Source organism: Bacteroides graminisolvens (assembly GCF_963666085.1).
Classification (GTDB): Bacteria; Bacteroidota; Bacteroidia; order Bacteroidales; family Bacteroidaceae; genus Bacteroides; species Bacteroides graminisolvens.
In genome coordinates this window covers 2670398-2690902 of record NZ_OY762556.1, presented here as the reverse complement: position 1 = coordinate 2690902, position 20505 = coordinate 2670398, and the positions used below count along the sequence as shown (strand labels likewise).

The 20505-nt window shown below is 32.0% G+C and carries 21 protein-coding genes; 2 read left to right on the top strand and 19 right to left on the bottom strand.

Annotated elements, in window-relative coordinates:
• The first annotated feature begins 63 nt into the window (after positions 1-63).
• Together gyrA and ACKPCE_RS11405 are read left to right on the top strand one after the other, a co-directional pair.
• A complete protein-coding gene (gene gyrA, locus ACKPCE_RS11410) occupies positions 64-2598 on the top strand; it encodes a DNA gyrase subunit A (RefSeq protein WP_319505275.1) in 2535 nt (844 codons plus the stop codon).
• 40 nt (positions 2599-2638) lie between these two features.
• Positions 2639-3856 (top strand): tetratricopeptide repeat protein, encoded by a 1218-nt coding sequence (locus ACKPCE_RS11405; protein ID WP_319505274.1) that lies wholly within the window; start codon positions 2639-2641, stop codon positions 3854-3856.
• A gap of 160 nt (positions 3857-4016) precedes the next feature.
• On the opposite strand, the gene ACKPCE_RS11400 is transcribed toward ACKPCE_RS11405, so the two are convergent.
• The 19 genes from ACKPCE_RS11400 to tsaD form a co-directional block, all read right to left on the bottom strand.
• The gene (locus ACKPCE_RS11400; RefSeq protein WP_319505273.1) at positions 4017-5156 is read right to left on the bottom strand and encodes a universal stress protein; all 1140 of its coding nucleotides are present in this window, start codon (positions 5154-5156) and stop codon (positions 4017-4019) included.
• 73 nt (positions 5157-5229) lie between these two features.
• Entirely contained in the window at positions 5230-5523 is a 294-nt protein-coding gene (locus ACKPCE_RS11395; protein WP_276991064.1) for a DNA-binding protein, read from the bottom strand.
• A gap of 168 nt (positions 5524-5691) precedes the next feature.
• Positions 5692-6519 carry a tetratricopeptide repeat protein gene (locus ACKPCE_RS11390; RefSeq protein WP_319505272.1) on the bottom strand — a complete coding sequence of 276 codons (828 nt, stop codon included), beginning with the start codon at positions 6517-6519 and terminating at the stop codon, positions 5692-5694.
• Positions 6520-6528: 9 nt separating this feature from the next.
• Positions 6529-8355 (bottom strand): aerotolerance protein BatD, encoded by a 1827-nt coding sequence (locus ACKPCE_RS11385; protein WP_319505271.1) that lies wholly within the window; start codon positions 8353-8355, stop codon positions 6529-6531.
• Positions 8356-8381: 26 nt separating this feature from the next.
• A complete protein-coding gene (locus ACKPCE_RS11380; RefSeq protein WP_319505270.1) occupies positions 8382-9062 on the bottom strand; it encodes a TPR repeat aerotolerance protein BatC in 681 nt (226 codons plus the stop codon).
• A gap of 10 nt (positions 9063-9072) precedes the next feature.
• A complete protein-coding gene (locus ACKPCE_RS11375; RefSeq protein WP_319505269.1) occupies positions 9073-10095 on the bottom strand; it encodes a VWA domain-containing protein in 1023 nt (340 codons plus the stop codon).
• A 27-nt stretch (positions 10096-10122) separates the two neighbouring features.
• Positions 10123-11106 (bottom strand): vWA domain-containing protein, encoded by a 984-nt coding sequence (locus ACKPCE_RS11370; protein ID WP_319505268.1) that lies wholly within the window; start codon positions 11104-11106, stop codon positions 10123-10125.
• Positions 11107-11128: 22 nt separating this feature from the next.
• The gene (locus tag ACKPCE_RS11365) at positions 11129-12211 is read right to left on the bottom strand and encodes a BatD family protein (RefSeq protein WP_319505960.1); all 1083 of its coding nucleotides are present in this window, start codon (positions 12209-12211) and stop codon (positions 11129-11131) included.
• A gap of 8 nt (positions 12212-12219) precedes the next feature.
• On the bottom strand, positions 12220-13086 hold the full coding sequence (locus ACKPCE_RS11360; protein WP_319505267.1) for a DUF58 domain-containing protein: 867 nt from the start codon (positions 13084-13086) through the stop codon (positions 12220-12222).
• 58 nt (positions 13087-13144) lie between these two features.
• The gene (locus ACKPCE_RS11355) at positions 13145-14140 is read right to left on the bottom strand and encodes an AAA family ATPase (RefSeq protein WP_277638258.1); all 996 of its coding nucleotides are present in this window, start codon (positions 14138-14140) and stop codon (positions 13145-13147) included.
• A gap of 133 nt (positions 14141-14273) precedes the next feature.
• The gene (locus ACKPCE_RS11350) at positions 14274-15422 is read right to left on the bottom strand and encodes an HU family DNA-binding protein (RefSeq protein WP_319505266.1); all 1149 of its coding nucleotides are present in this window, start codon (positions 15420-15422) and stop codon (positions 14274-14276) included.
• Positions 15423-15432: 10 nt separating this feature from the next.
• Complete coding sequence (locus ACKPCE_RS11345; protein ID WP_319505265.1) at positions 15433-15705, bottom strand: HU family DNA-binding protein; 273 nt, start codon at positions 15703-15705, stop codon at positions 15433-15435.
• Between the two features lie 33 nt (positions 15706-15738).
• Positions 15739-17040, bottom strand: coding sequence for a 30S ribosomal protein S12 methylthiotransferase RimO (gene rimO / locus ACKPCE_RS11340; protein ID WP_319505264.1), 1302 nt, complete (start codon positions 17038-17040; stop codon positions 15739-15741).
• Positions 17021-17995 carry a signal recognition particle-docking protein FtsY gene (gene ftsY, locus ACKPCE_RS11335; protein ID WP_319505263.1) on the bottom strand — a complete coding sequence of 325 codons (975 nt, stop codon included), beginning with the start codon at positions 17993-17995 and terminating at the stop codon, positions 17021-17023. The genes rimO and ftsY overlap by 20 nt, the downstream gene beginning before the upstream one ends.
• A gap of 169 nt (positions 17996-18164) precedes the next feature.
• Positions 18165-18323 (bottom strand): DUF4295 domain-containing protein, encoded by a 159-nt coding sequence (locus ACKPCE_RS11330; protein ID WP_081698317.1) that lies wholly within the window; start codon positions 18321-18323, stop codon positions 18165-18167.
• A gap of 9 nt (positions 18324-18332) precedes the next feature.
• A complete protein-coding gene (gene rpmG / locus ACKPCE_RS11325; protein ID WP_008761579.1) occupies positions 18333-18521 on the bottom strand; it encodes a 50S ribosomal protein L33 in 189 nt (62 codons plus the stop codon).
• 21 nt (positions 18522-18542) lie between these two features.
• Positions 18543-18803 (bottom strand): 50S ribosomal protein L28, encoded by a 261-nt coding sequence (gene rpmB / locus ACKPCE_RS11320; RefSeq protein ID WP_024996950.1) that lies wholly within the window; start codon positions 18801-18803, stop codon positions 18543-18545.
• Positions 18804-18913: 110 nt separating this feature from the next.
• Positions 18914-19420: a CinA family protein gene (locus ACKPCE_RS11315; protein ID WP_407654969.1), complete on the bottom strand. Its 507-nt coding sequence runs from the start codon at positions 19418-19420 to the stop codon at positions 18914-18916.
• Positions 19421-19438: 18 nt separating this feature from the next.
• Positions 19439-20458 carry a tRNA (adenosine(37)-N6)-threonylcarbamoyltransferase complex transferase subunit TsaD gene (gene tsaD, locus ACKPCE_RS11310; RefSeq protein WP_308765517.1) on the bottom strand — a complete coding sequence of 340 codons (1020 nt, stop codon included), beginning with the start codon at positions 20456-20458 and terminating at the stop codon, positions 19439-19441.
• Positions 20459-20505 lie beyond the last annotated feature (47 nt).

Genomic DNA, 20505 nt, shown 5'->3' with positions numbered 1-20505 from the left:
AAAATGTAGTACTTTAGCGTGGTTTTTCATAAGCCACGAATGTATAATTAATAATCTTTTTAAATGCTTGAACAAGACAGAATTATAAAGATTAACATTGAAGAAGAAATGAAATCGTCATACATAGATTATTCTATGTCTGTTATCGTATCGAGAGCTCTTCCTGATGTTAGAGATGGATTTAAACCAGTTCATCGCAGAATTCTATATGGAATGATGGAACTAGGCAATACTTCAGACAAACCTTATAAAAAATCGGCAAGAATAGTGGGTGAAGTACTCGGTAAGTACCACCCTCATGGTGATTCTTCTGTATATCTTGCTATGGTGCGAATGGCACAAGAGTGGGCGATGCGTTATCCTTTAGTAGATGGGCAAGGTAACTTTGGTTCTGTTGACGGTGATAGTCCTGCTGCGATGCGTTATACAGAAGCACGCTTAAACAAATTAGGTGAAGAAATGATGCAAGATCTTTATAAAGAAACTGTAGATTTTGATCCTAACTTTGATAATACACTTGTTGAACCTAAGGTAATGCCTACACGCATTCCCAATCTTCTGGTAAACGGCGCTTCTGGTATTGCTGTGGGTATGGCCACTAATATGCCTCCTCATAATCTATCTGAAGTTATTGAAGCGTGCGTTGCTTATTTAAATAATAAGCAAATCACTGTTGAAGAATTGATGGAATATGTAAAGGCTCCGGATTTCCCCACTGGAGGATTTATATATGGAATAAGTGGAGTACGAGAATCTTATTTAACAGGAAGAGGTCGTGTAATAATGCGAGCAAAAGCAGAAATCGAATCAGGGCATAACCATGACAAAATAGTTATAACCGAAATTCCATACAACGTAAACAAAGCAGAACTGATTAAAAATATTGCCGATCTTGTTAACGAAAAGAAAATAGAAGGAATTTCAAATGCAAATGATGAGTCAGATCGCGACGGTATGCGTATTGTTATTGACGTTAAAAGAGATGCCAATGCAAGTGTCGTTCTAAACAAGCTTTACAAAATGACAGCATTGCAAACTTCTTTTGGAGTTAACAATGTAGCACTTGTAAATGGTCGTCCAAAGACTTTGAATTTGTACGACTTAATTTCTAACTTTGTTGAGCATAGACATGATGTCGTTATCCGCCGTACACAATTTGATCTCAAGAAAGCAAAAGAAAGAGCTCACATTTTAGAAGGTCTTATAATTGCATCAGATAATATTGATGAAGTTATTCGTATTATCAGAGCAGCAAAAACGCCTAACGATGCAATTGCAAACTTAATATCTAGATTTGAATTAAGCGAGATACAAGCTCGTGCAATTGTTGAAATGCGTCTACGACAATTAACAGGCTTGTTGCAAGATCAGCTCCATGCTGAATATGCAGAAGTAATGAAGCAAATCGCTTATTTTGAAGAAATTCTCTCAAATGATGAAATTTGCCGGCAAGTAATTAAAGATGAGCTAATTGAAGTCAAAAATAAATATGGAGACATTCGTCGCTCTGAAATAGTATACTCTTCTGAAGAATTTAATCCAGAAGATTTTTATTCGGATGATGAAATGATTATCACGATTTCACATTTGGGCTATATTAAGAGAACTCCATTAACAGAATTCCGTGCTCAAAATAGAGGTGGGGTAGGTTCAAAAGGTTCAGAAACACGTGATGAAGATTTCGTAGAACATATATATCCGGCAACTATGCACAACACAATGATGTTCTTTACTCAAAAGGGCAAGTGTTATTGGTTAAAGGTGTATGAAATACCCGAAGGGTCTAAAAATTCGAAAGGAAGAGCAATTCAAAATCTATTAAATATAGATTCAGATGATGCTGTTAATGCATATCTTCGTGTAAAAGACTTATCAGATCAAGATTATATTAACAACCATTATGTGCTCTTTTGTACCAAAAATGGCGTCATCAAGAAGACTTTATTAGAACAATATTCCAGACCACGTCAAAATGGCGTTAATGCAATCACAATTCGTGAAGATGATCGTGTCATTGAAGTACGTATGACCAACGGTGATAATGAAATTATTATTGCCAACAAAAATGGTCGTGCAATTCGTTTCAATGAGAACACGGTTCGTGTTATGGGACGTACTGCGACTGGAGTACGTGGAATGTCCCTTGATGAAGATGGCGAAGACGAAGTAGTTGGAATGATATGTATTAAAGATTCCGAAGCAGAATCTATTATGGTCGTATCTGAACAAGGTTATGGAAAACGCTCTGACATAGAGGACTATCGTAAGACCAATCGCGGTGGAAAAGGTGTTAAAACCATGAATATTACAGAAAAAACGGGTAAACTTGTCACGATAAAGTCTGTAACTGACGATAATGATTTGATGATCATTAATAAATCTGGTATTACTATTCGTTTAAAAGTAGCTGATGTTCGTATTATGGGACGCGCTACCCAAGGAGTAAGACTAATTAATCTTGAAAAACGCAATGATCAAATAGGCTCTGTTTGTAAAGTGACGTCTGAAAATGAGGATTTATTAGAGGAAGAAGTGGAGACTGCTAACAATGCTATTGAAAGTAGTGCCGAAGAATTTAATGAACACAAAGAGAAGTAATATTGAATAGACATAATATTAATATTTAATTAAAAACATCATGAAAAGAGTATTATTTTCAATGATTTTACTTATTATAGCTAGCTTTGCTTTTGCACAAGAAAAAAATGTAAAAGAAGCAAAGAAAATTGCTAATGAAGTAAAACCAGATTTTAGTAAGGCTGAACAATTAATAAATGAAGCCTTAACAAATCCCGAAACCAAAGATAATCCCGAAACATGGGATGTAGCTGGATTTATTCAAAAAAGAATAAATGAAAAAGAGATGGAAAATGCATATTTAAAAAAACCATATGATACTCTAAAGGTATATAATAGCGTTTTAAATATGTATAGCTACTTTTTAAAATGTGATAAATTAGCTCAAACTCCTAATGAAAAAGGTAAGGTTAAAAATAAATATAGAAAGACCAATGCTGCAACTATGATTGCAGAACGTTCTAATCTTATCAACGGTGGTATACAATATTTTAATTTAGATAAAAACAAAGAAGCTTTGTCTTTCTTTGCTGCCTATGTTGATGCTTCTGCACATCCTATTTTTGAAAAAGAAAATTTTGTAGAAAAAGATACTGTTCTTCCTCAAGTAGCCTATTATGCATCACTTGCTGCTGCTAAAATGGAAAATTATCCAGCTGTACTAAAATATGCTCCATTTGCTAAAAACGATAAGGAAGTCGGTAAATACGCCTTAGAGTTTATGGCCACAGCATATAAAGCTCAGGCGGACACAGCTAAATGGGTTGAAACATTGAAAGAGGGAATACAAAAATATCCTCAGCATGCATTCTTTTTTGGTCATCTAATTGACTATTATAGCAATACAAATAAGTATGACGAAGCAATGCAGTTTGCTGATGATATGTTGAATAAAGATCCTAATAACACATTTTATTTATATGTCAAGGGATATTTATATCATAATATGAAGGATTATGATAAGGCGATTCAGTTCTACAAAAAAACAATTGAAATTGATCCTAAATACGCAGAAGCCTATTCAAACTTAGGATTAATTTACTGTTTGCAAGCTCAGGATTATGCATCAAAAACGACAGCAGACGTTAATGATCCTAAGTATTCTAAAGAACAAGCTAAAATAAAAAAGTTCTATGAAGAAGCTAGACCATATTATGAAAAAGCGAGAGATTTAAAGCCGGACCAAAAAGATTTGTGGATTCAAGGTTTATACAGAATTTATTATAATCTCAATTTAGGTAAAGAGTTTGAAGAGATTGATAAATTAATGAATAATTAATATCAATTCATTAACATATAGGAAAGGCTGTCCTAATTCATGAATTAAGACAGCCTTTCCTATTAATATAAAACCAAGCTTTTATTAAACATAATACAAATTATGTATTCAAATAAACCTTGAATTTAACAAGTTATTTGTTAGTTACGACTTGTTAAATTCAAGGTTTAGCAAAATTACGTCTAGTATTGATTACCAATAAAGGCGTATCTGAATGAAAAATCATTTTTCGGGCTATTCCAGGATTAAACAGACGGGAAAAAATATTTCTCTTGTACGTTGTTAATGTTAAGATATCTATTGCATTATTTTTTATATAATTATCAAGACTATCCAAGATATCATCATGTTTTACAATACTATACTCAATAATTAATTCAGGATATTGATTTCTAAAATATTCCTTTATACCTGCCAATTTTATTTCATTCCATGTGTCGGAAACGTCTGATAAATGAATTAAAGAAATAGAAAATTTGAAAGCTTTAAAGGAATTTACTAACGCATCGAATGCAATAAGATCTCTTTGGTCAAAATTAGTCAAAAAGGCGATTTTATTAACATTATAAAAATCATTTAAGGAAGTGTTTTCAGGAATAGCTAATACTGTAGTTTTGCTGCGTTCAATAACTTCTGCAGTAACACTACCAATCAAATCTAAATCCTTTTGATTTTTTCCTCGTGTACCCATCACAATCAACTTAGGATTCTCTTCTTTGGTAAATCTAATAATCTCTTCTTCAGGAATTCCTTCTCTTAAAACACAGTTAAATTGAACATCTGGTAAATCACCTAAACTAATTCTTTTTTTAATTTCATCTGATAATACATTTAAATCAGAATGTACTTTATGAAGAGCATTCTTTACATCATTATCAGGTGATTGATAAGTGAATATATCTCCATATGGCAATGAAGAAGCATAGATTGGAGTAAAATACACATGCAATAAGACGACCTCAGAATTAAAGGCTTTTGCACAAGCAAAACCGAATTGGCACGCTTTTATTGAGTATTTTGAGAAATCAACAGGAATTAATACTTTTTGGGGTATATCAATCTTTTTAAGTTCATTCTCTCCCACGATATCTTCTGCTAACCATATAGAACTCTCAGTAATTTTAAGTGCTCTTGGTAGGTCACTCTCTTTTATACGTAACCTTACTCCAGATGACACAACTGGTTGAATCTGATTCACATTGTGAATATATGTTTCAATACCTTCATTTTCAAGTACATTCTTTAGTATTTGAGCCTTAGTGTAAGTCAAAATAGTTAATGTTACAAGTTTATCTTCCATAATTCTTAATTTATTATAGTATAAAATAAAAGTCCTAATTGCAATATTCAATTAGGACATTATTAGTTAAATCTCATATATCAGCCGATTGTTCAACAAAATCATCTTTACGCAAACTAATATTTAACTCATCAAGAATTTTCAAAGCTTTGTCAAGTACAATAGTATCATCAAGCATCACTAACCCACCATCTGGTCCTGATTCCAAATGTATCCCTACACTCTTACCTTCCTTAAAATGATGGCCACCAAAGAAGTTTCGTACAGTATCTACATTTAAACCTAACTCGTCTGCAATTCTATGCATACTCCCACTTGGTAACGAATCTTTAATCCTCCGGAGTTCATTAAATGTTATTGTTCTCATGTTTCATTAAATTTATGGTTAATACTATGTATCACGCTATAAACTTAATAAATAAAAAAGAAAAAACAAATTATTTCAAATAATAATTTGTTTTTTAAATATCAATATTGCTGCTTTGTTTATTTATATAAAAAGAACAAACTACAGTTTAACGATCAATAAGTATCATCAAATAACTTCTAAGTCATTTTTTTTCACCCAACCAACATTACCATCTTCTAATTGAATTTCTTTCCAATCTTTCATAGAATCATCTTTAATAAACACTTTTCTGCCTTCATGGAGAATAAATAAACTTGTACCATTATCATTAGGGGTACTGCGAATTGTTACACTTGGAGAGATAATTATTGCATTCATTCTATTTAAACGAACCCTTCTCTGAAAAGCAGCAGATATATTCGCTATAACGCAAAATACAAGGAAAAATAAGGCCAAACTAAAAAATATTTTTCTAGCCACAATCTTAGTCGAAAAGAAGAAAAAGTATATTGATACAATAAATAATAGAAAAAAGGAAATAGCAATAATCGCCCATGACTGAATACCCATTGAGTTTATAATAACCTTCAACCAAGTGATAAAAAACAACTCAGGTACATCTGTTACCTTATCAACCGTCTTACCTCTTGCAATTTCTAAATTAGATATAACGTCTTCATTAGCTGGTTTTAAAATCAAAGCTCGTTCATAGTTTAAAATGGCTTTGGCTATATCTCCTACCTTATAATAACTATTACCTAGATTATAATATATATCTGCAGACTCACCTTTCCTCAATATCATTTCATATATCTGAATCGCTGTAGTAAAATCGCTTCTAATATACGCACTATCAGCTAAAGATTTGGAGATAACAATATTTCGGCTCCCTAATTTTGATGTAGCATTAACAATTGAATCATTGGCCGTTAATGAATCAATTTCTAACGAACCTTGCGAATGCGACACTTGATATGTCAAAATAAACAATGTAATAAATAATATCTTTCTCATAACAATATGTCATTTTTTAATAAGACTCTCAATCTTAGTAATTACAGAAACAGCAGAAACGTATAAGTTATCCATCGCTCTATTTTTATCACTTGGCGAATAGCGAGCAAATTCACATTCATTCAACGTATCTATAAATTCTCTTATGAGTTCATTTGGCACGCTATATTTATTCAATGTTTCTTCAACATTATCTTTTGATAATCTTGAAACTGGAATATTAAGTTTATCACTAATATACCCCCAGAGAGCTTTCAATACCTCATCATAAAACAAATCTTTATTATCATCTCTTAATAGAGTTTGCGCTAATTTCATTCGTCTTAAAGCTATTTTATTTGCTTTCTTATTTCGCACATTTGCAATATTTGAGTTCTCAACTATTTGCTTTTTAGAAATCAGAAAAACAATTCCAAAAATGAATATTGGAATTATATAACACAACCAATATATTAATGAGTCAAAGAAGAAGCTGCTACCGGAAATAATTTTTGCATCTCCCAATTTTATATATCTAATATCCTCACCTAAAATCTTTAAATCTTCTTTATTGGTAAAGTTTGCAATGACCTGATCTGCATTTCCCACTCCCTTTTCAACTTCTAAATCAAACTCTTTCGTTGATACATTTTTATAAACTTTATTTTTAACATCAAAAAAAGAAAATGAAATAGCTGGTATTTTAAACATTCCAGGATTTCTTGGAATTGCTAAATATTCAATCACTTTACTACCTGACAATCCATCTTTTGTTAATCTAACTTTATTATCAACTTTAGGATCATAAGCTTCAAAATCATCTGGAAATTTAATATTAGGACTGCTTATAAGTTTAAGATTGCCAATTCCTGAAATAACCACCTTAACTGTAACGGCATCATTTGTTTTAATTTTAGTATTACTAATTGACGAAGAAATGCTAAAGGTCCCCACTCCACCCGAAAAATCAACAGGTTTTTTGATTGGCAAAGAATGTACATTAATAGTAATTCTAGGTGTAATTATATTCTTCTTTATCTCAACATAATTACTTCCACCATTAAAGAAAGCATCAAATGGATCAACCGATTGTAAGGTTTTAGCTATAGATGCATCAAAACGAGCCGATTCAATTATCAATTTACCGGATTGTTGAGGAAAAAGTACAAATTGACGATATATTGTTGTATGGTAATTTTTACCATTATAATGTTCCAACGCCCATTTTGCATTTGAAGGTAGTTCTATTTCTTGGGAATGAAATCCTTTAAAATCAGGTAATTTTACATTAGAAAAATTCCTAAGATCTACTACTGTGTAAATTTTATACGTAAGTAAAAAGGCTTCTTGCTCGTAAACATTTGACTTACTTACAGTAGCCGTTATGAAAAGATCATTATTAGATACAGATTTTGCAGATATTGATTTTGAATCATGTACAGAACCATTCGTATTAGATGCTCTTTTCCCTGTTGGAAGAACTTTGATTCTAACAGAATTAGATGTGATTGGATTTCCTTCAGCCGTTATCGATGCACCTGGAATTGAAAATATTCCTTCATTATTGGCCATAAGTATATATGTAAAAGTTATACTGTTACTAGACGCCGCAGTACCATTCACAATTTGTGTACTACTTTGTTGGGAGCGACTGGGTCCCATCAACACTTCGAAACCCTTTATTGAAGCAATACGAAAATCCCTCACATTTAAACTATTAACCGTGTATGACAATCTAAATTGATCACCAACTACAACTGTTTCTGGAGCTATAGCTTTAAAATTAACTTTGCCATTAGCTAATAAAAGAGCTTTGCTTGCAAACAAAACTATTATAAAGAATATTATTTTTCTCATATTAAATACTATCTATCATATATGGACTACCAATCTTTTTCTAAACGACCTCCACGTAACTTTTGCTGTTTTTTTATTCTATCTTGCACATCTCTTTCGTCTTGCATCACTGAATTCAATAGTTGTTCTGCATTTTCTTTAGACATTTTTGGGTCCCTCTCGCTTGATTGACTTGATTTAGAGGAATCATGTTTATTATTATTTGAACTATTGTTGGAATCATTATTTTTATTATCTTTTTGATTATTCTCTTTATTGTCCTGTTCATCCTTTAATAATTTTTGTGCTAAAGATAAATTATAACGGGTTTCGTCATCTTTAGGGTTATTAATTAAGGCTTTTTTATACGCTTCAATAGCTTGTTTGTAGTCTTTATCTCGTTGAAACAAAACCCCAATATTATGATAAATATAAGATAATTTAGATTTATCTTTTTCCATTTTAGATGCAGAAACGTATTGTTCTAATGCATCTTTATTTTTTTGTTGATAAATAAGTGAATTACCTAAATTATACATAGAAACAGTTGACTTAGGATTAATTTCAAGAGCTTTTCTATAATTTATCTCTGCATCAATATAGCTACTATCATTGTACAATCTATTTCCCTTACGAATATAATTGCGCTCTACTTTTTGAGCAAAAACAGAACATAAGGATACAAACAAACCTAATAGTAATAATATAAATTTATTTAGTGATTCCATAACAAATTATCTACTTTGAAAACAATCTAATTTTCTTAAAAAACACATTCTTCTTATCAAGAATCATCATCTCCGTAAACAGTAAGAATAAAATAATCCAAGCTATAGCTTGAAATTGTTCATCAAATTCAGTGTATATTTTTAAATTGATGTCAATCTTCGCCATTTTAGCTATCTCGTCATTTATAGTCTTTTCTGCAGAATTAGTATTATCAACACGTACATACACACCATTACCTTCCTTAGCGATCTCCTTACACATCTCTTCATTTAATCTAGTTACAATAACATTCCCTTCACTATCACGCCTAAAATCATTAGTCCCATCGAGAGGTATAGGTGCACCATTAGCAGAACCAACACCAAGTACATGAACCTGAATTCCTTTGTCAACAGCCTCTTTCACTGCATTTGTTACTCCTCCTTCATGATTCTCACCATCAGTTATGATAATAATGGCTTTCCCAACTCCTTCTTGTGGAGTAAAGCTTCTTGATGCTAGATTAATTGCAGCCCCAATAGCGGTACCTTGTTTGTTAATTAAAGAAGGATTTATTGATTCAAGAAACATCTTTGCAGAAATATAATCACTGGTTATTGGCAATTGCGTAAATGCATCACCGGCAAAAACAATCATTCCAACTTTATCATTCTCAAGTTTATCAACTAATCTGGCTACCAATCTTTTTGCTTTTTCGATCCGGCTAGGTTGAAGATCGGTTGCTAGCATAGAATTTGAGATATCAACTGCAATCATTATTTCGACACCCTTACGTTTTATATTTTCTAATTTAGAACCAAATTGTGGTCTTGCTAATAGAAATGAAAATAAGGATATACATATTAAAATCAATCCAGATTTAATTTCAGGTCTATACTTAGACACATCAGGCATCAATAATCCAATAAGTTCTGGATCACCAATTTTCTTAATTCTATTTTTTCTAATATAATTAGAGAACAAATAAAATAATGTTGAAAGCGGTAATAGGAGAAGCAAATATAAATATGCAGGCTCTTCAAATCGAAACATTTTACTATATATTTAGTTGTAAATTTCCTAAGGAATCTTCTTTAATATTGAATTCCTCAAATAAAATTCAAGTAATAAAAATAGCAAAGCAATCACAGCAAACCATTGATATTCTTCATGCCTTTTACTGTATTGTTTTACATTCAACTTTGTTTTTTCAAGCTTATCTATTTCTTTATAAACTTCTTTCAACTTAGAATTATTCGTTGCACGAAAATAATTGCCATTAGTTGTTATAGCGATTTGGGTCAATGTTTTCTCATCAATTTCAACTGGGGTATTAATATATTGAATAGTTCCAGCTACCCGTAATGGGTATGGTGCCATTCCATTTGTACCAACTCCAATCGTATAAACTCTAATACCAAAGCTTTTAGCGATATCTGCAGCCGTTAATGGAGAAATATCTCCTTTATTATTAGTACCATCTGTCAGTAAAATTATGACCTTTGATTTAGCCTTACTATCCTTTAATCTTGATACGGCATTAGCAACACCCATGCCGACAGCAGTACCGTCTTCTACTATTCCAGAATTAATACTCTGAAATAAATTAAGGAGAACCGTATGATCAACAGTTAGCGGACATTGAGTAAAGCTTTCACCTGCAAATAAAGTTATGCCAATATTATCATTAGGTCTTCCACTAATAAACTCAGCAGCAACATCTTTTGCCGCTTCTAATCTATTAGGTTTCAAATCTTCGGCTAACATACTTGTAGACACATCTATGGCAAGCATTATATCAATTCCCTCCACTTCGCTATTTTGCCAATTATTTGTAGTCTGAGGACGTGCTAAAATTAAAATCACTAAAGCTAAAACTATAATTCGTAAAATAAATGGAACATGCAACAAATATGTTTTATAGCATTTTTTTATACTCCTATAAATATTCGTATCAGACATCTGTAATGTCGCATTGTTTTTTTTATGCTTTAATATATACCACACTATGTAAGGTATTAATAAAAGCAACAGAAATAAATATTCAATATTTGCAAATACCATTATCTTCTATCTTTTTAAATCATTATGCTAAAAGAGCATAGAGTTCACGAACTATAAAAATTAAAACAAATGAGATGATAACAGAAAGAGTGATAATACTAAAAATCAAAGCAACTTTCACTTTAAGTGATCGTTTCTCTACCACAGTTATTTCTGTCTGCTGAATTATTGAATTATCATCAATAGTCTCCTTTGTTTCATTTATAAATTGAATTGCATTTATTAAATTCGCATCATTTTCATTCACATCAGGATTATGTTTGGCGAATTTAACAAGATCAGCAGTTTGGAAAAGAACTTTTAATTCACTTATATCATTTGCTTTATCAGTAACTTCCATCAATTGATTAATTATCTCCGAGGATGTCATTTCTAAAGCATTAAATCCAAATCGATTTTTTATATAATTTCTAACTGTGTCAGTTAAATCCGTATAATAATCTTTAAACCTACCTAATTGCCATTTTTTTTCACCTTTAATCTTTTCAATTTCATTCATGGCTATTTTATGTGGAGGCAACTTTGGCTCTAGTTTTATTTTTCTTATAATGGGTTTATTATCGCGTAATCTTATGATAAGATAAATCAAAAGAGCTAAACATGGCAATAAGAATAACGAAGCAGTTATCATGTCCCACCAATCTTCCCATTCAAATGGAGCTTTAAATACAGTTTTAGGTCCGAAAAAATGATCAGGATTTAATGTATCTACTGGTACCGAATACACTTTAAGAGCTAACGCTTTCGATTTATATATTTTATTATCAACTGTAATACTAAAAGGAGGTATATAATAAAGCGCAGAATCAAAAGACGTTATTATATACTCTTGTGTAATTAATAACCTCTCTTTGTTGTTTAAATACTGAGTATCAGGTTTGGCTATTTCCACAATATTTACACCTTTAATCAAAGTATCAGTGTAAATTGGAAAAAGAGCCTTTTGCTTAGCATTAAATGATACCTGAAGTTGAATTCTAGTTTGCTCTCCTATTAGTATCTGCAAAGAATCTATTTTCGCGTCAACAGTTACTGACTGAGAAAATACCCTAATTCCCAAGAATAATAATATAACAATAAATGCCCAACGTATATTCCTTATCATCATAATTACTAATTTCTTTTTTCGAAGAGTGTGAGTAATGCCTTAACATAATCTTGATCGGTTCTTACAGAAACAGCATCAACTCTACTCTTGTTAAACGCATTTCTCAACTTGTCCTGTTTAGTTTTCCACCATTCAGAATGAGCTTTTCTTAATGATAAAGAAGATGTATCAATCCACTGTTCATTACCTGTTTCAGCATCCTTGACATTAATTAATCCTACCGAAGGTAAATCCTCAATTCTTCTATCATATACCTGAATAGCGACTAAATCATGCTTTCTATTAGTTATAGTCATAGCATTATAGAAGCCATCATCAATAAAATCCGAAATAATAAAAGCTGTACATTTCCTCTTCATTACATCAATCAAATACTCTAAACACACTTTGATATCGGTCATACGACTGTCAGGCTCAAAATTGAGCAACTCACGAATAATATATAAAATATGCTTTTTCCCTTTCTGAGGTGGAATAAATTTTTCTATTTTATCGGAAAAAAAAATAACGCCTATTTTATCATTATTTTGAATAGCAGAAAAAGCCAACGTTGCAGCAATCTCAGTTACAACATCTTTTTTAAATTGTTTCACAGTACCAAATTCAAGACTGCCAGAGACATCAATTAAAAGCATTACAGTCAGCTCACGTTCTTCCTCAAAAACCTTTATATAAGGTTTGTTAAAATGGGCTGTAACATTCCAATCAATATCTCTTATATCATCTCCATATTGATATTCCCTGACTTCAGAAAAAGCCATACCTCTTCCTTTAAAAGCAGAATGATACTGCCCTGCAAAAATATTATTAGAAAGTCCTCTAGTCTTTATTTCAATCTTTCGAACTTTTTTTAATAACTCAACCGTTTCCATTAGTTATTATTTTGGTTGATACTAGAATTATTATTTACCACAAAATAAATAATATAAATTATGGAACCTCAACTTTATTCAGAATACGACTTATTATTTCATCAGAATTTATGTTATTAGCTTCAGCCTCATACGTTAGCCCAATCCTATGTCTTAAAACATCATGAGCGACAGAACGAATATCTTCAGGGACAACATAGCCTCTTCTCTTAATAAAAGCATATGCTCTCGAAGCTAATGCTAGGTTTATTGAAGCGCGTGGAGAACCACCAAACGATATTAACCCTTGAAGATCTTTCAAATCATATTTTTCAGGGAAACGTGTTGCAAATACAATATCAACAATATATTTTTCTATCTTTTCATCAATATAAACTTGACGTACTACTTTTCTAGCTTCAACAACTTCTTCAGATTTTAATATAGATTTTACTTCAATCTTTCTTTCATTAATATTTTGCCTAATAATCAATTTTTCTTCTTCTATTTTTGGATAATCAATTATTACCTTAAGCATAAAACGATCGACTTGTGCTTCAGGTAATTGATAAGTTCCTTCCTGCTCTATAGGATTTTGGGTTGCCAAAACTAAAAATGGATTTGGCAATTTAAAAGTGTCATTACCAATAGTGACCTGTCTTTCTTGCATCGATTCCAAAAGAGCACTCTGTACTTTAGCAGGAGCACGGTTAATTTCATCAGCCAAAACGAAGTTCGCAAACACAGGCCCTTTTTTCACTTGAAATGACTCATCTTTTTGACTATATACCATAGTTCCAATTACATCAGCCGGCAGCAAATCCGGAGTAAATTGAATTCTACTATATTTAGCGTCTATCAATGAGGCTAGAGTCTTAATTGCCAATGTTTTTGCTAATCCAGGAACTCCTTCTAATAAGACATGTCCATCAGACAATAGCCCTATCAACAAAGATTCTACTAAATGTTTTTGTCCAACAATAACTTGATCCATGCCCATTGTCAAATTAGACACAAACAGACTTTGTTGTTCAATCCGATTATTTAATTCACGGATATCTATCGATTCAGCCATATATTCTTTTCTTTTATGAATAAAAAAACAACTCAATTATATTGGTTCAAAAGTACAGTATAAAATCAACCCCTAAAACTAATTTCTATTAAAAAAACATGTTAAACCTTTAACCGATAAAGGTTTCATTTTATCATTTTTCTGTCAACTTCGGAATTTTAATAATTACGCCATAGGGAACATTATCAGGATCAGATATTATCGAGCGATTATATTTAACAATGTAAGGCCACAAAGCTTTAGTACCATAAAATTTCAATGCTACTTTTGTTAGAGTTTCCCCTTCATTTAATTTATAATCAGTTAATGTACCCGAAATAGTATATTTCTCCAATTTGTTCAATTCAACAGCCGTTCCGTCTACAGATTCTAAGGCAGTTTTATTTATTTTCTTTATAGAATCGTCTTTATAATTAAAGATTACAGATTGCTTATTAGTTGAATCGAAATGAACTGTATCATTATGAATAATTCCAGAATCAATAGGTATGTTAACAGAACCTGCGATCAGTATTGAATCAAAATCATTTTTAGGTAATCTATTATTAGAATTTCCATTTAGGAAAATATATAAAACATAAATTAGAAATACAATAGCAATAAATGTAACACTACAAATAAAAGTTCTCCTAGTTTTTACATTAACACTCAATCCATTTTCTTGTTTGGATTTGTATTTCTTACCATATTCCAAATCAGCCTTCTCAATTTCTTGAGCTATAATTTCTTCTACAGACAAAGTTTTTAAATGCTCATCCTTCTCAGGAGCAACAGAATCTTTACCCAAATAAAAATCTGCTACTTCGGCATCAACAGAAGTCTTATCTTCTTGACTAAAAGAATCTTGTTTGTAGAATTCTTCTATTGATTCATTACTAGGAAACACAGTATCACTATCATCATTCAATGACACGACTTCCTCTGACATATTAGTATTTTCAATATTATGAAACTGAATATTATCGTTTAATATGATAGTTTCAAAATGCGCAAAAGGTTTATTTATGGAATTTTTCAATGAAACATCTGGAGTAAAAGATATTTTTGAATGTCCTTCAATAATAAATCGTTCCCCAGTGTTAACGTTGATACTTTCACGACTACCAACATCAATAAGTTTAAAAGTACCAAATCCTTTAATCTTAAGATATTTGTCATTTTCCAATGCGTATGTTACTAAATCAAAAAACTCTTTTACGAATAATTCGACATTCTTCTTAGGGATATTGTATTTATACGTCAACAAATCAATAAGATCTTGCATATTTAGTTTTTCATTCATAGCATAGATTTTATTTAAACTTATCTTTTAAAAGGTTACTTGGCTTGTAAGCTAATACAAGTTTTGGAGGAACAAGCATTCGTTGTTTATTCGTGGGATTTACCGATATACGTTCAGCCTTTTTTTTCACTTCAAAGGAACCAAATCCTTGAATTGAAATTTGATTATTATTCTGCAACTGCTCAGACATCTCATTAATGAGAAAAGAAACTAACTCAGAAGTTTCTTTCATTGTACAACCGAGTCTCTTTGACAATTCCGAAGTAAAATCTTTATTATTCAAGACTATAAATATTAAAATTTAAACGATACAAATTTAGCTTTTAATTACAGCATATAAATCAAAATCATCAGCATCAATTATTGTAGCATTATAAAAGTCACCAATAACTAGCTCTGCATTTTGTTTTGGAATTAAAATTTCTGGGTCAACTTCAGGAGAATCAAATTCAGAACGTCCAATATAATATTCACCCTCTACTCTATCAATTGCAACTCTAATGCACTCTCCTATTTTCTCAGCATTTAACTCGGATGATATAACTTGTTGTATGTTCATTATTTCATTCAGCCGTTCTTGTTTAACTTCATATGGAATATCATCATCGAACTTAGTAGCAGCATAGGTCCCTTCTTCTTCAGAATAAGCAAAAGCTCCCATTCGGTCAAAGCGTATATCTTTAACGAAAGTCTTCAGCTCTTCAAAAGCAGCTTCATCTTCTCCAGGATACCCAACCATAAGAGTAGTTCTCAAATGAATACCAGGAACTTCTTTTCTAATTTTATGTATTAATTCATAAGTTTCTTTTTTCGTCACATTTCGACGCATATTCAGAAGAACATTATCATTAATATGCTGCAATGCTATATCAAGATATTTACACACATTAGGATACTTCCTCATTACTGGCAGTAAATCTTCTGGAAAATGCGCAGGATAGGCATAATGCAATCTAATCCATTCTACTCCAGGTGTATTAGCTATTTTTTCTATTAATTCAGCCAACATTTGCTTCTTATATAGATCAACCCCATAATAAGTAAGTTCCTGAGCTATAATTTGGAATTCTTTAACCCCTTGAGATACTAAGTAACGCACCTCATCTAAAACATCGTTTATTGGCCTTGATATATGCTTACCTGTAATTATCGGAATTGCACAATAAGAACAAGCTCTATCACACCCTTCAGAGATTTTCAAATAAGCATAGTGTTTAGGAGTAGTTAAAGTTCTCTCTATCTCAGATTCTGGATTATAAGCCTTCCCTAGATCTTTTAATAATTCTTTCCAGTTGAACTTGCCATAGAATTTATTCACTTGAGGTATTTCTGTCGATAATTCATTTAAATACCTTTCAGAAAGACATCCCATTACAAATAATTTCTTTAATCTACCCTCTTCTTTAGCTTGAGCAAATTCAAGTATCATATTTATAGACTCCTCCTTAGCATCACCAATAAAACCGCAAGTGTTAATTACAGCAATTTCACCTTTAGGGTTTGTTGAGTCATGAGTTACATCATATCCTACCCCATTTAACTGACGAATTAAATGCTCCGAATCTACTAGATTTTTTGAGCAACCTAAGGTTATTATATCAATCGTTTTTCTTTTCATTGCTATCACCAAATAATGAATCTACATATTCTTTACGGTTAAATAACTGCAAATCCTCAGCGCCTTCACCAAGACCTATATATTTCACTGGGATTTTAAATTGATCCGATATTCCAATTACAACTCCACCTTTAGCCGTTCCATCAAGCTTTGTTATTGCCAACGATGTCACTTCTGTCGCTAAGGTAAATTGTTTTGCCTGTTCAAATGCATTTTGCCCAGTTGAACCATCAAGAACTAACAATACTTCGTGAGGAGCATCTTCTAAGACTTTTTTCATGACATTCTTAATCTTTGTTAGTTCATTCATGAGCCCTACTTTATTATGCAAACGTCCTGCCGTATCTATAATAACAACATCAGCATTATTAGCTATTGCAGAACTTATTGTATCATAAGCAACCGAAGCTGGATCTGCACCCATTTTTTGTTTAATAACAGGGACTCCAACCCGCTCCCCCCAAATAACCAATTGTTCAACAGCAGCAGCGCGAAACGTATCAGCAGCTCCGAGATATACGGATTTTCCTCTTTGTTTAAATTGGTATGCGAGTTTCCCTATGGTGGTCGTTTTACCTACACCATTCACTCCAACAACCATAATCACGTAAGGCCTAATTTTAGAAGATATATCAAAACTATCTGTATCAACAGAATTATTCTCCATTAATAGACTCGCAATTTCTTCACGCAGTATCGTATTTAATTCCTGAACATTTAAATATTTATCACTGGCTGCTCTTTTTTCAATACGAGCTATGATATTTAAAGTTGTTTCTACCCCTACATCAGAAGTTATTAGGATCTCCTCTAAATCATCTAATACCTGATCGTCAACTTTAGACTTCCCTGCAATAGCTCGAGTTATTTTCCCAAAAACACTTTCTTTTGTTTTAGACAATCCTCTGTCTAACGTCTCTTTCTTCTCTTTTGAGAAAAAATTAAATAATCCCATAATACAACATTATTTGCAAATTACCATTATGATACAAAGATATAATAACTAACGGTAAGTCAAAAATGAAAAATGAAAAATAATCAAGGATAGTGAATATACATATAAAAAAATTCCCCGCAAGAATGCAGGGAATTTTTTTATAGCAACTAGTAGCTACTAGATACTACTATTTCTTAAAAAAGTCTTGTACTTTTTCGTTTGGCACCATTTGCTCATCAAACATATAAGCACCAGTTTTAGGCGATTTTACCATCTTGATAACTTTTGTATAAGAGCGCCCTTCTTTTGTTCCTTCGTGCAAACTTGCAACTGTCTTTTTTGCCATGGATTATACTTATTTAATTTCTTTATGTACTGTTACTCTTTTCAAGATTGGGTTGTATTTTTTCAACTCAAGTCTTTCCGTAGTATTCTTTCTGTTTTTTGTGGTAATATAACGAGATGTACCCGGCATACCACTTTCTTTATGTTCAGTGCATTCTAAAATAACCTGAACTCTGTTACCTTTTGCTTTCTTTGCCATAAGTTTCCTTCTCCTCTTTAATTAGCCAATTACTTTAATGCTCTTCCAATCACAATAACCTTTAGTAACCGCATCGTTTAAGGCTGCATCAAGCCCCTTCTTATTAATTAAGCGTAAACCAGCAGCACTTAAGCTCAAACTAATCCAGCAATCCTGTTCTACATAATAGAACTTTTTATTAAACAAGTTCACATCAAAAGTTCTTTTGGTTCTCTTCTTTGAATGTGATACATTGTTGCCAATCATGGCTTTCTTTCCTGTAATTTGACAAATCTTCGACATTTCTATCTTGTTTTTATAGTTTTTATCTATATTTATTTCAAACAGAGCGCAAAGTAAGCACTTTTATGAATACAAAACAAGTATTTTACTAAATAAATAAGCTCAACTTACTAATATTTATCCACTAACACTTCTTTTAATATTCGCAGTGCATTACCGCAAGCTTTTATTATATTAATCTCCCTACCATCATCTCCCTGTTGCTTATATGTAATAATTTTCGTTTTATAAACAACAGCGATCCAAACAGTTCCAACGGGTTTATCAACAGTCCCCCCTAAAGGTCCAGCAATGCCGGAAGTAGCGATTGAACAATCACTCTTCAATAACCTCTGCACTCCTTTAGCCATCTCAACAACAACAGATTCACTGACAGCCCCATCTTCAACTAATAATTTAGCATCTACACCCAACAAGTTCGTTTTCACTTCGTTCGCATATGCAATAACTCCCCCTTTATAAAAAGTTGAGCTTCCAGAAAAATAAGTAAACAGTGAAGCCAGATTACCACCAGTACAACTTTCCGCCGTTGAGATTGTAACACCAGTATTAATCAAAATATCATAAATATCTTCTTTTAATAAAGACATAACAGACTTCCGGTTTAATTCATCCATCTTTGTTTTTTTATAAAATCACAAAACAACTCTGGAATATGCCGGCAGTGAAATGGAGCAAAAATCATTATCCAAATATTTAAAATAACCAGTAATTGCGATCATCGCAGCATTATCAGTTGTATAACTAAACTTTGGGATATAAATATTCCATCCATATTTTTGAGCATGTTCCCTAAATGAGTTTCGTAGTCCATTATTGGCAGAAACACCGCCAGCTACAGCAATCTCTTTTATAGTATGCTTTTTTGCCGCTTTCCTTAGCTTATCCATCAAAATATCTACCACAGTAGCCTCCAACGAGGCCGCTAAATCATTTTTATTATTCTCTATAAAATTAGGATCATCTTTTATCCAATTACGCAAAGAATATAAGAAAGAAGTTTTGAGACCACTAAAGCTATAATCAAAGTCTGGTATATTTGGTTTATTAAATTTAAAAGCTTTTGGATTTCCATTCCTTGCAAGCCTATCTATTATTGGTCCCCCAGGATATCCAAGTCCCATGACTTTAGAACATTTATCAATTGCTTCACCAGCAGCATCATCTATTGTTTGCCCTAGCACAGTCATATCACTGTAAGATTCCACCAATATAATTTGAGAATTACCACCTGAAACTAATAAACATAGAAAAGGAAATTTAGGTTGTTGCAATATCTCATCTGGCTCTTTCAAAAAATGTGCTAACACATGACCAGTTAAATGATTAACGTCTATTAGTGGTATATTTAACGATCTTGCAAATCCTTTGGCAAAGGAAACTCCAACTAGTAAAGAGCCCATTAATCCAGGCCCTCGAGTAAATGCAACGGCACTTATCATCTCTTTAGTAACATTTGCCCTCTTCATCGCTTCGTGCACCACCGGTACAATGTTTTGCTGATGCGCTCTAGATGCTAATTCAGGAACAACACCTCCATAGGATTCATGAACAGATTGGTTAGCAACAACATTTGATATTAAAACCCCATCCTTTATAATTGCAGCTGAAGTGTCATCACACGATGATTCTATACCTAATATAATTACTGACATACCTTTTTTTTAAGTTTGATGCTACAAAAGTAATCATAAAACTAAGA

Bases quoted from the DNA above. Each gene is read 5' to 3' on its own strand.
- gyrA (WP_319505275.1), top strand. From the start codon at position 64: ATGCTTGAACAAGACAGAATTATAAAGATTAACATTGAAGAAGAAATG.
- ACKPCE_RS11405 (WP_319505274.1), top strand. From the start codon at position 2,639: ATGAAAAGAGTATTATTTTCAATGATTTTACTTATTATAGCTAGCTTT.
- ACKPCE_RS11400 (WP_319505273.1), bottom strand. From the start codon at position 5,156: ATGGAAGATAAACTTGTAACATTAACTATTTTGACTTACACTAAGGCT.
- ACKPCE_RS11395 (WP_276991064.1), bottom strand. From the start codon at position 5,523: ATGAGAACAATAACATTTAATGAACTCCGGAGGATTAAAGATTCGTTA.
- ACKPCE_RS11390 (WP_319505272.1), bottom strand. From the start codon at position 6,519: ATGAGAAAGATATTATTTATTACATTGTTTATTTTGACATATCAAGTG.
- ACKPCE_RS11385 (WP_319505271.1), bottom strand. From the start codon at position 8,355: ATGAGAAAAATAATATTCTTTATAATAGTTTTGTTTGCAAGCAAAGCT.
- ACKPCE_RS11380 (WP_319505270.1), bottom strand. From the start codon at position 9,062: ATGGAATCACTAAATAAATTTATATTATTACTATTAGGTTTGTTTGTA.
- ACKPCE_RS11375 (WP_319505269.1), bottom strand. From the start codon at position 10,095: ATGTTTCGATTTGAAGAGCCTGCATATTTATATTTGCTTCTCCTATTA.
- ACKPCE_RS11370 (WP_319505268.1), bottom strand. From the start codon at position 11,106: ATGGTATTTGCAAATATTGAATATTTATTTCTGTTGCTTTTATTAATA.
- ACKPCE_RS11365 (WP_319505960.1), bottom strand. From the start codon at position 12,211: ATGATAAGGAATATACGTTGGGCATTTATTGTTATATTATTATTCTTG.
- ACKPCE_RS11360 (WP_319505267.1), bottom strand. From the start codon at position 13,086: ATGGAAACGGTTGAGTTATTAAAAAAAGTTCGAAAGATTGAAATAAAG.
- ACKPCE_RS11355 (WP_277638258.1), bottom strand. From the start codon at position 14,140: ATGGCTGAATCGATAGATATCCGTGAATTAAATAATCGGATTGAACAA.
- ACKPCE_RS11350 (WP_319505266.1), bottom strand. From the start codon at position 15,422: ATGAATGAAAAACTAAATATGCAAGATCTTATTGATTTGTTGACGTAT.
- rimO (WP_319505264.1), bottom strand. From the start codon at position 17,040: ATGAAAAGAAAAACGATTGATATAATAACCTTAGGTTGCTCAAAAAAT.
- ftsY (WP_319505263.1), bottom strand. From the start codon at position 17,995: ATGGGATTATTTAATTTTTTCTCAAAAGAGAAGAAAGAGACGTTAGAC.
- ACKPCE_RS11330 (WP_081698317.1), bottom strand. From the start codon at position 18,323: ATGGCAAAAAAGACAGTTGCAAGTTTGCACGAAGGAACAAAAGAAGGG.
- rpmG (WP_008761579.1), bottom strand. From the start codon at position 18,521: ATGGCAAAGAAAGCAAAAGGTAACAGAGTTCAGGTTATTTTAGAATGC.
- rpmB (WP_024996950.1), bottom strand. From the start codon at position 18,803: ATGTCGAAGATTTGTCAAATTACAGGAAAGAAAGCCATGATTGGCAAC.
- ACKPCE_RS11315 (WP_407654969.1), bottom strand. From the start codon at position 19,420: ATGGATGAATTAAACCGGAAGTCTGTTATGTCTTTATTAAAAGAAGAT.
- tsaD (WP_308765517.1), bottom strand. From the start codon at position 20,458: ATGTCAGTAATTATATTAGGTATAGAATCATCGTGTGATGACACTTCA.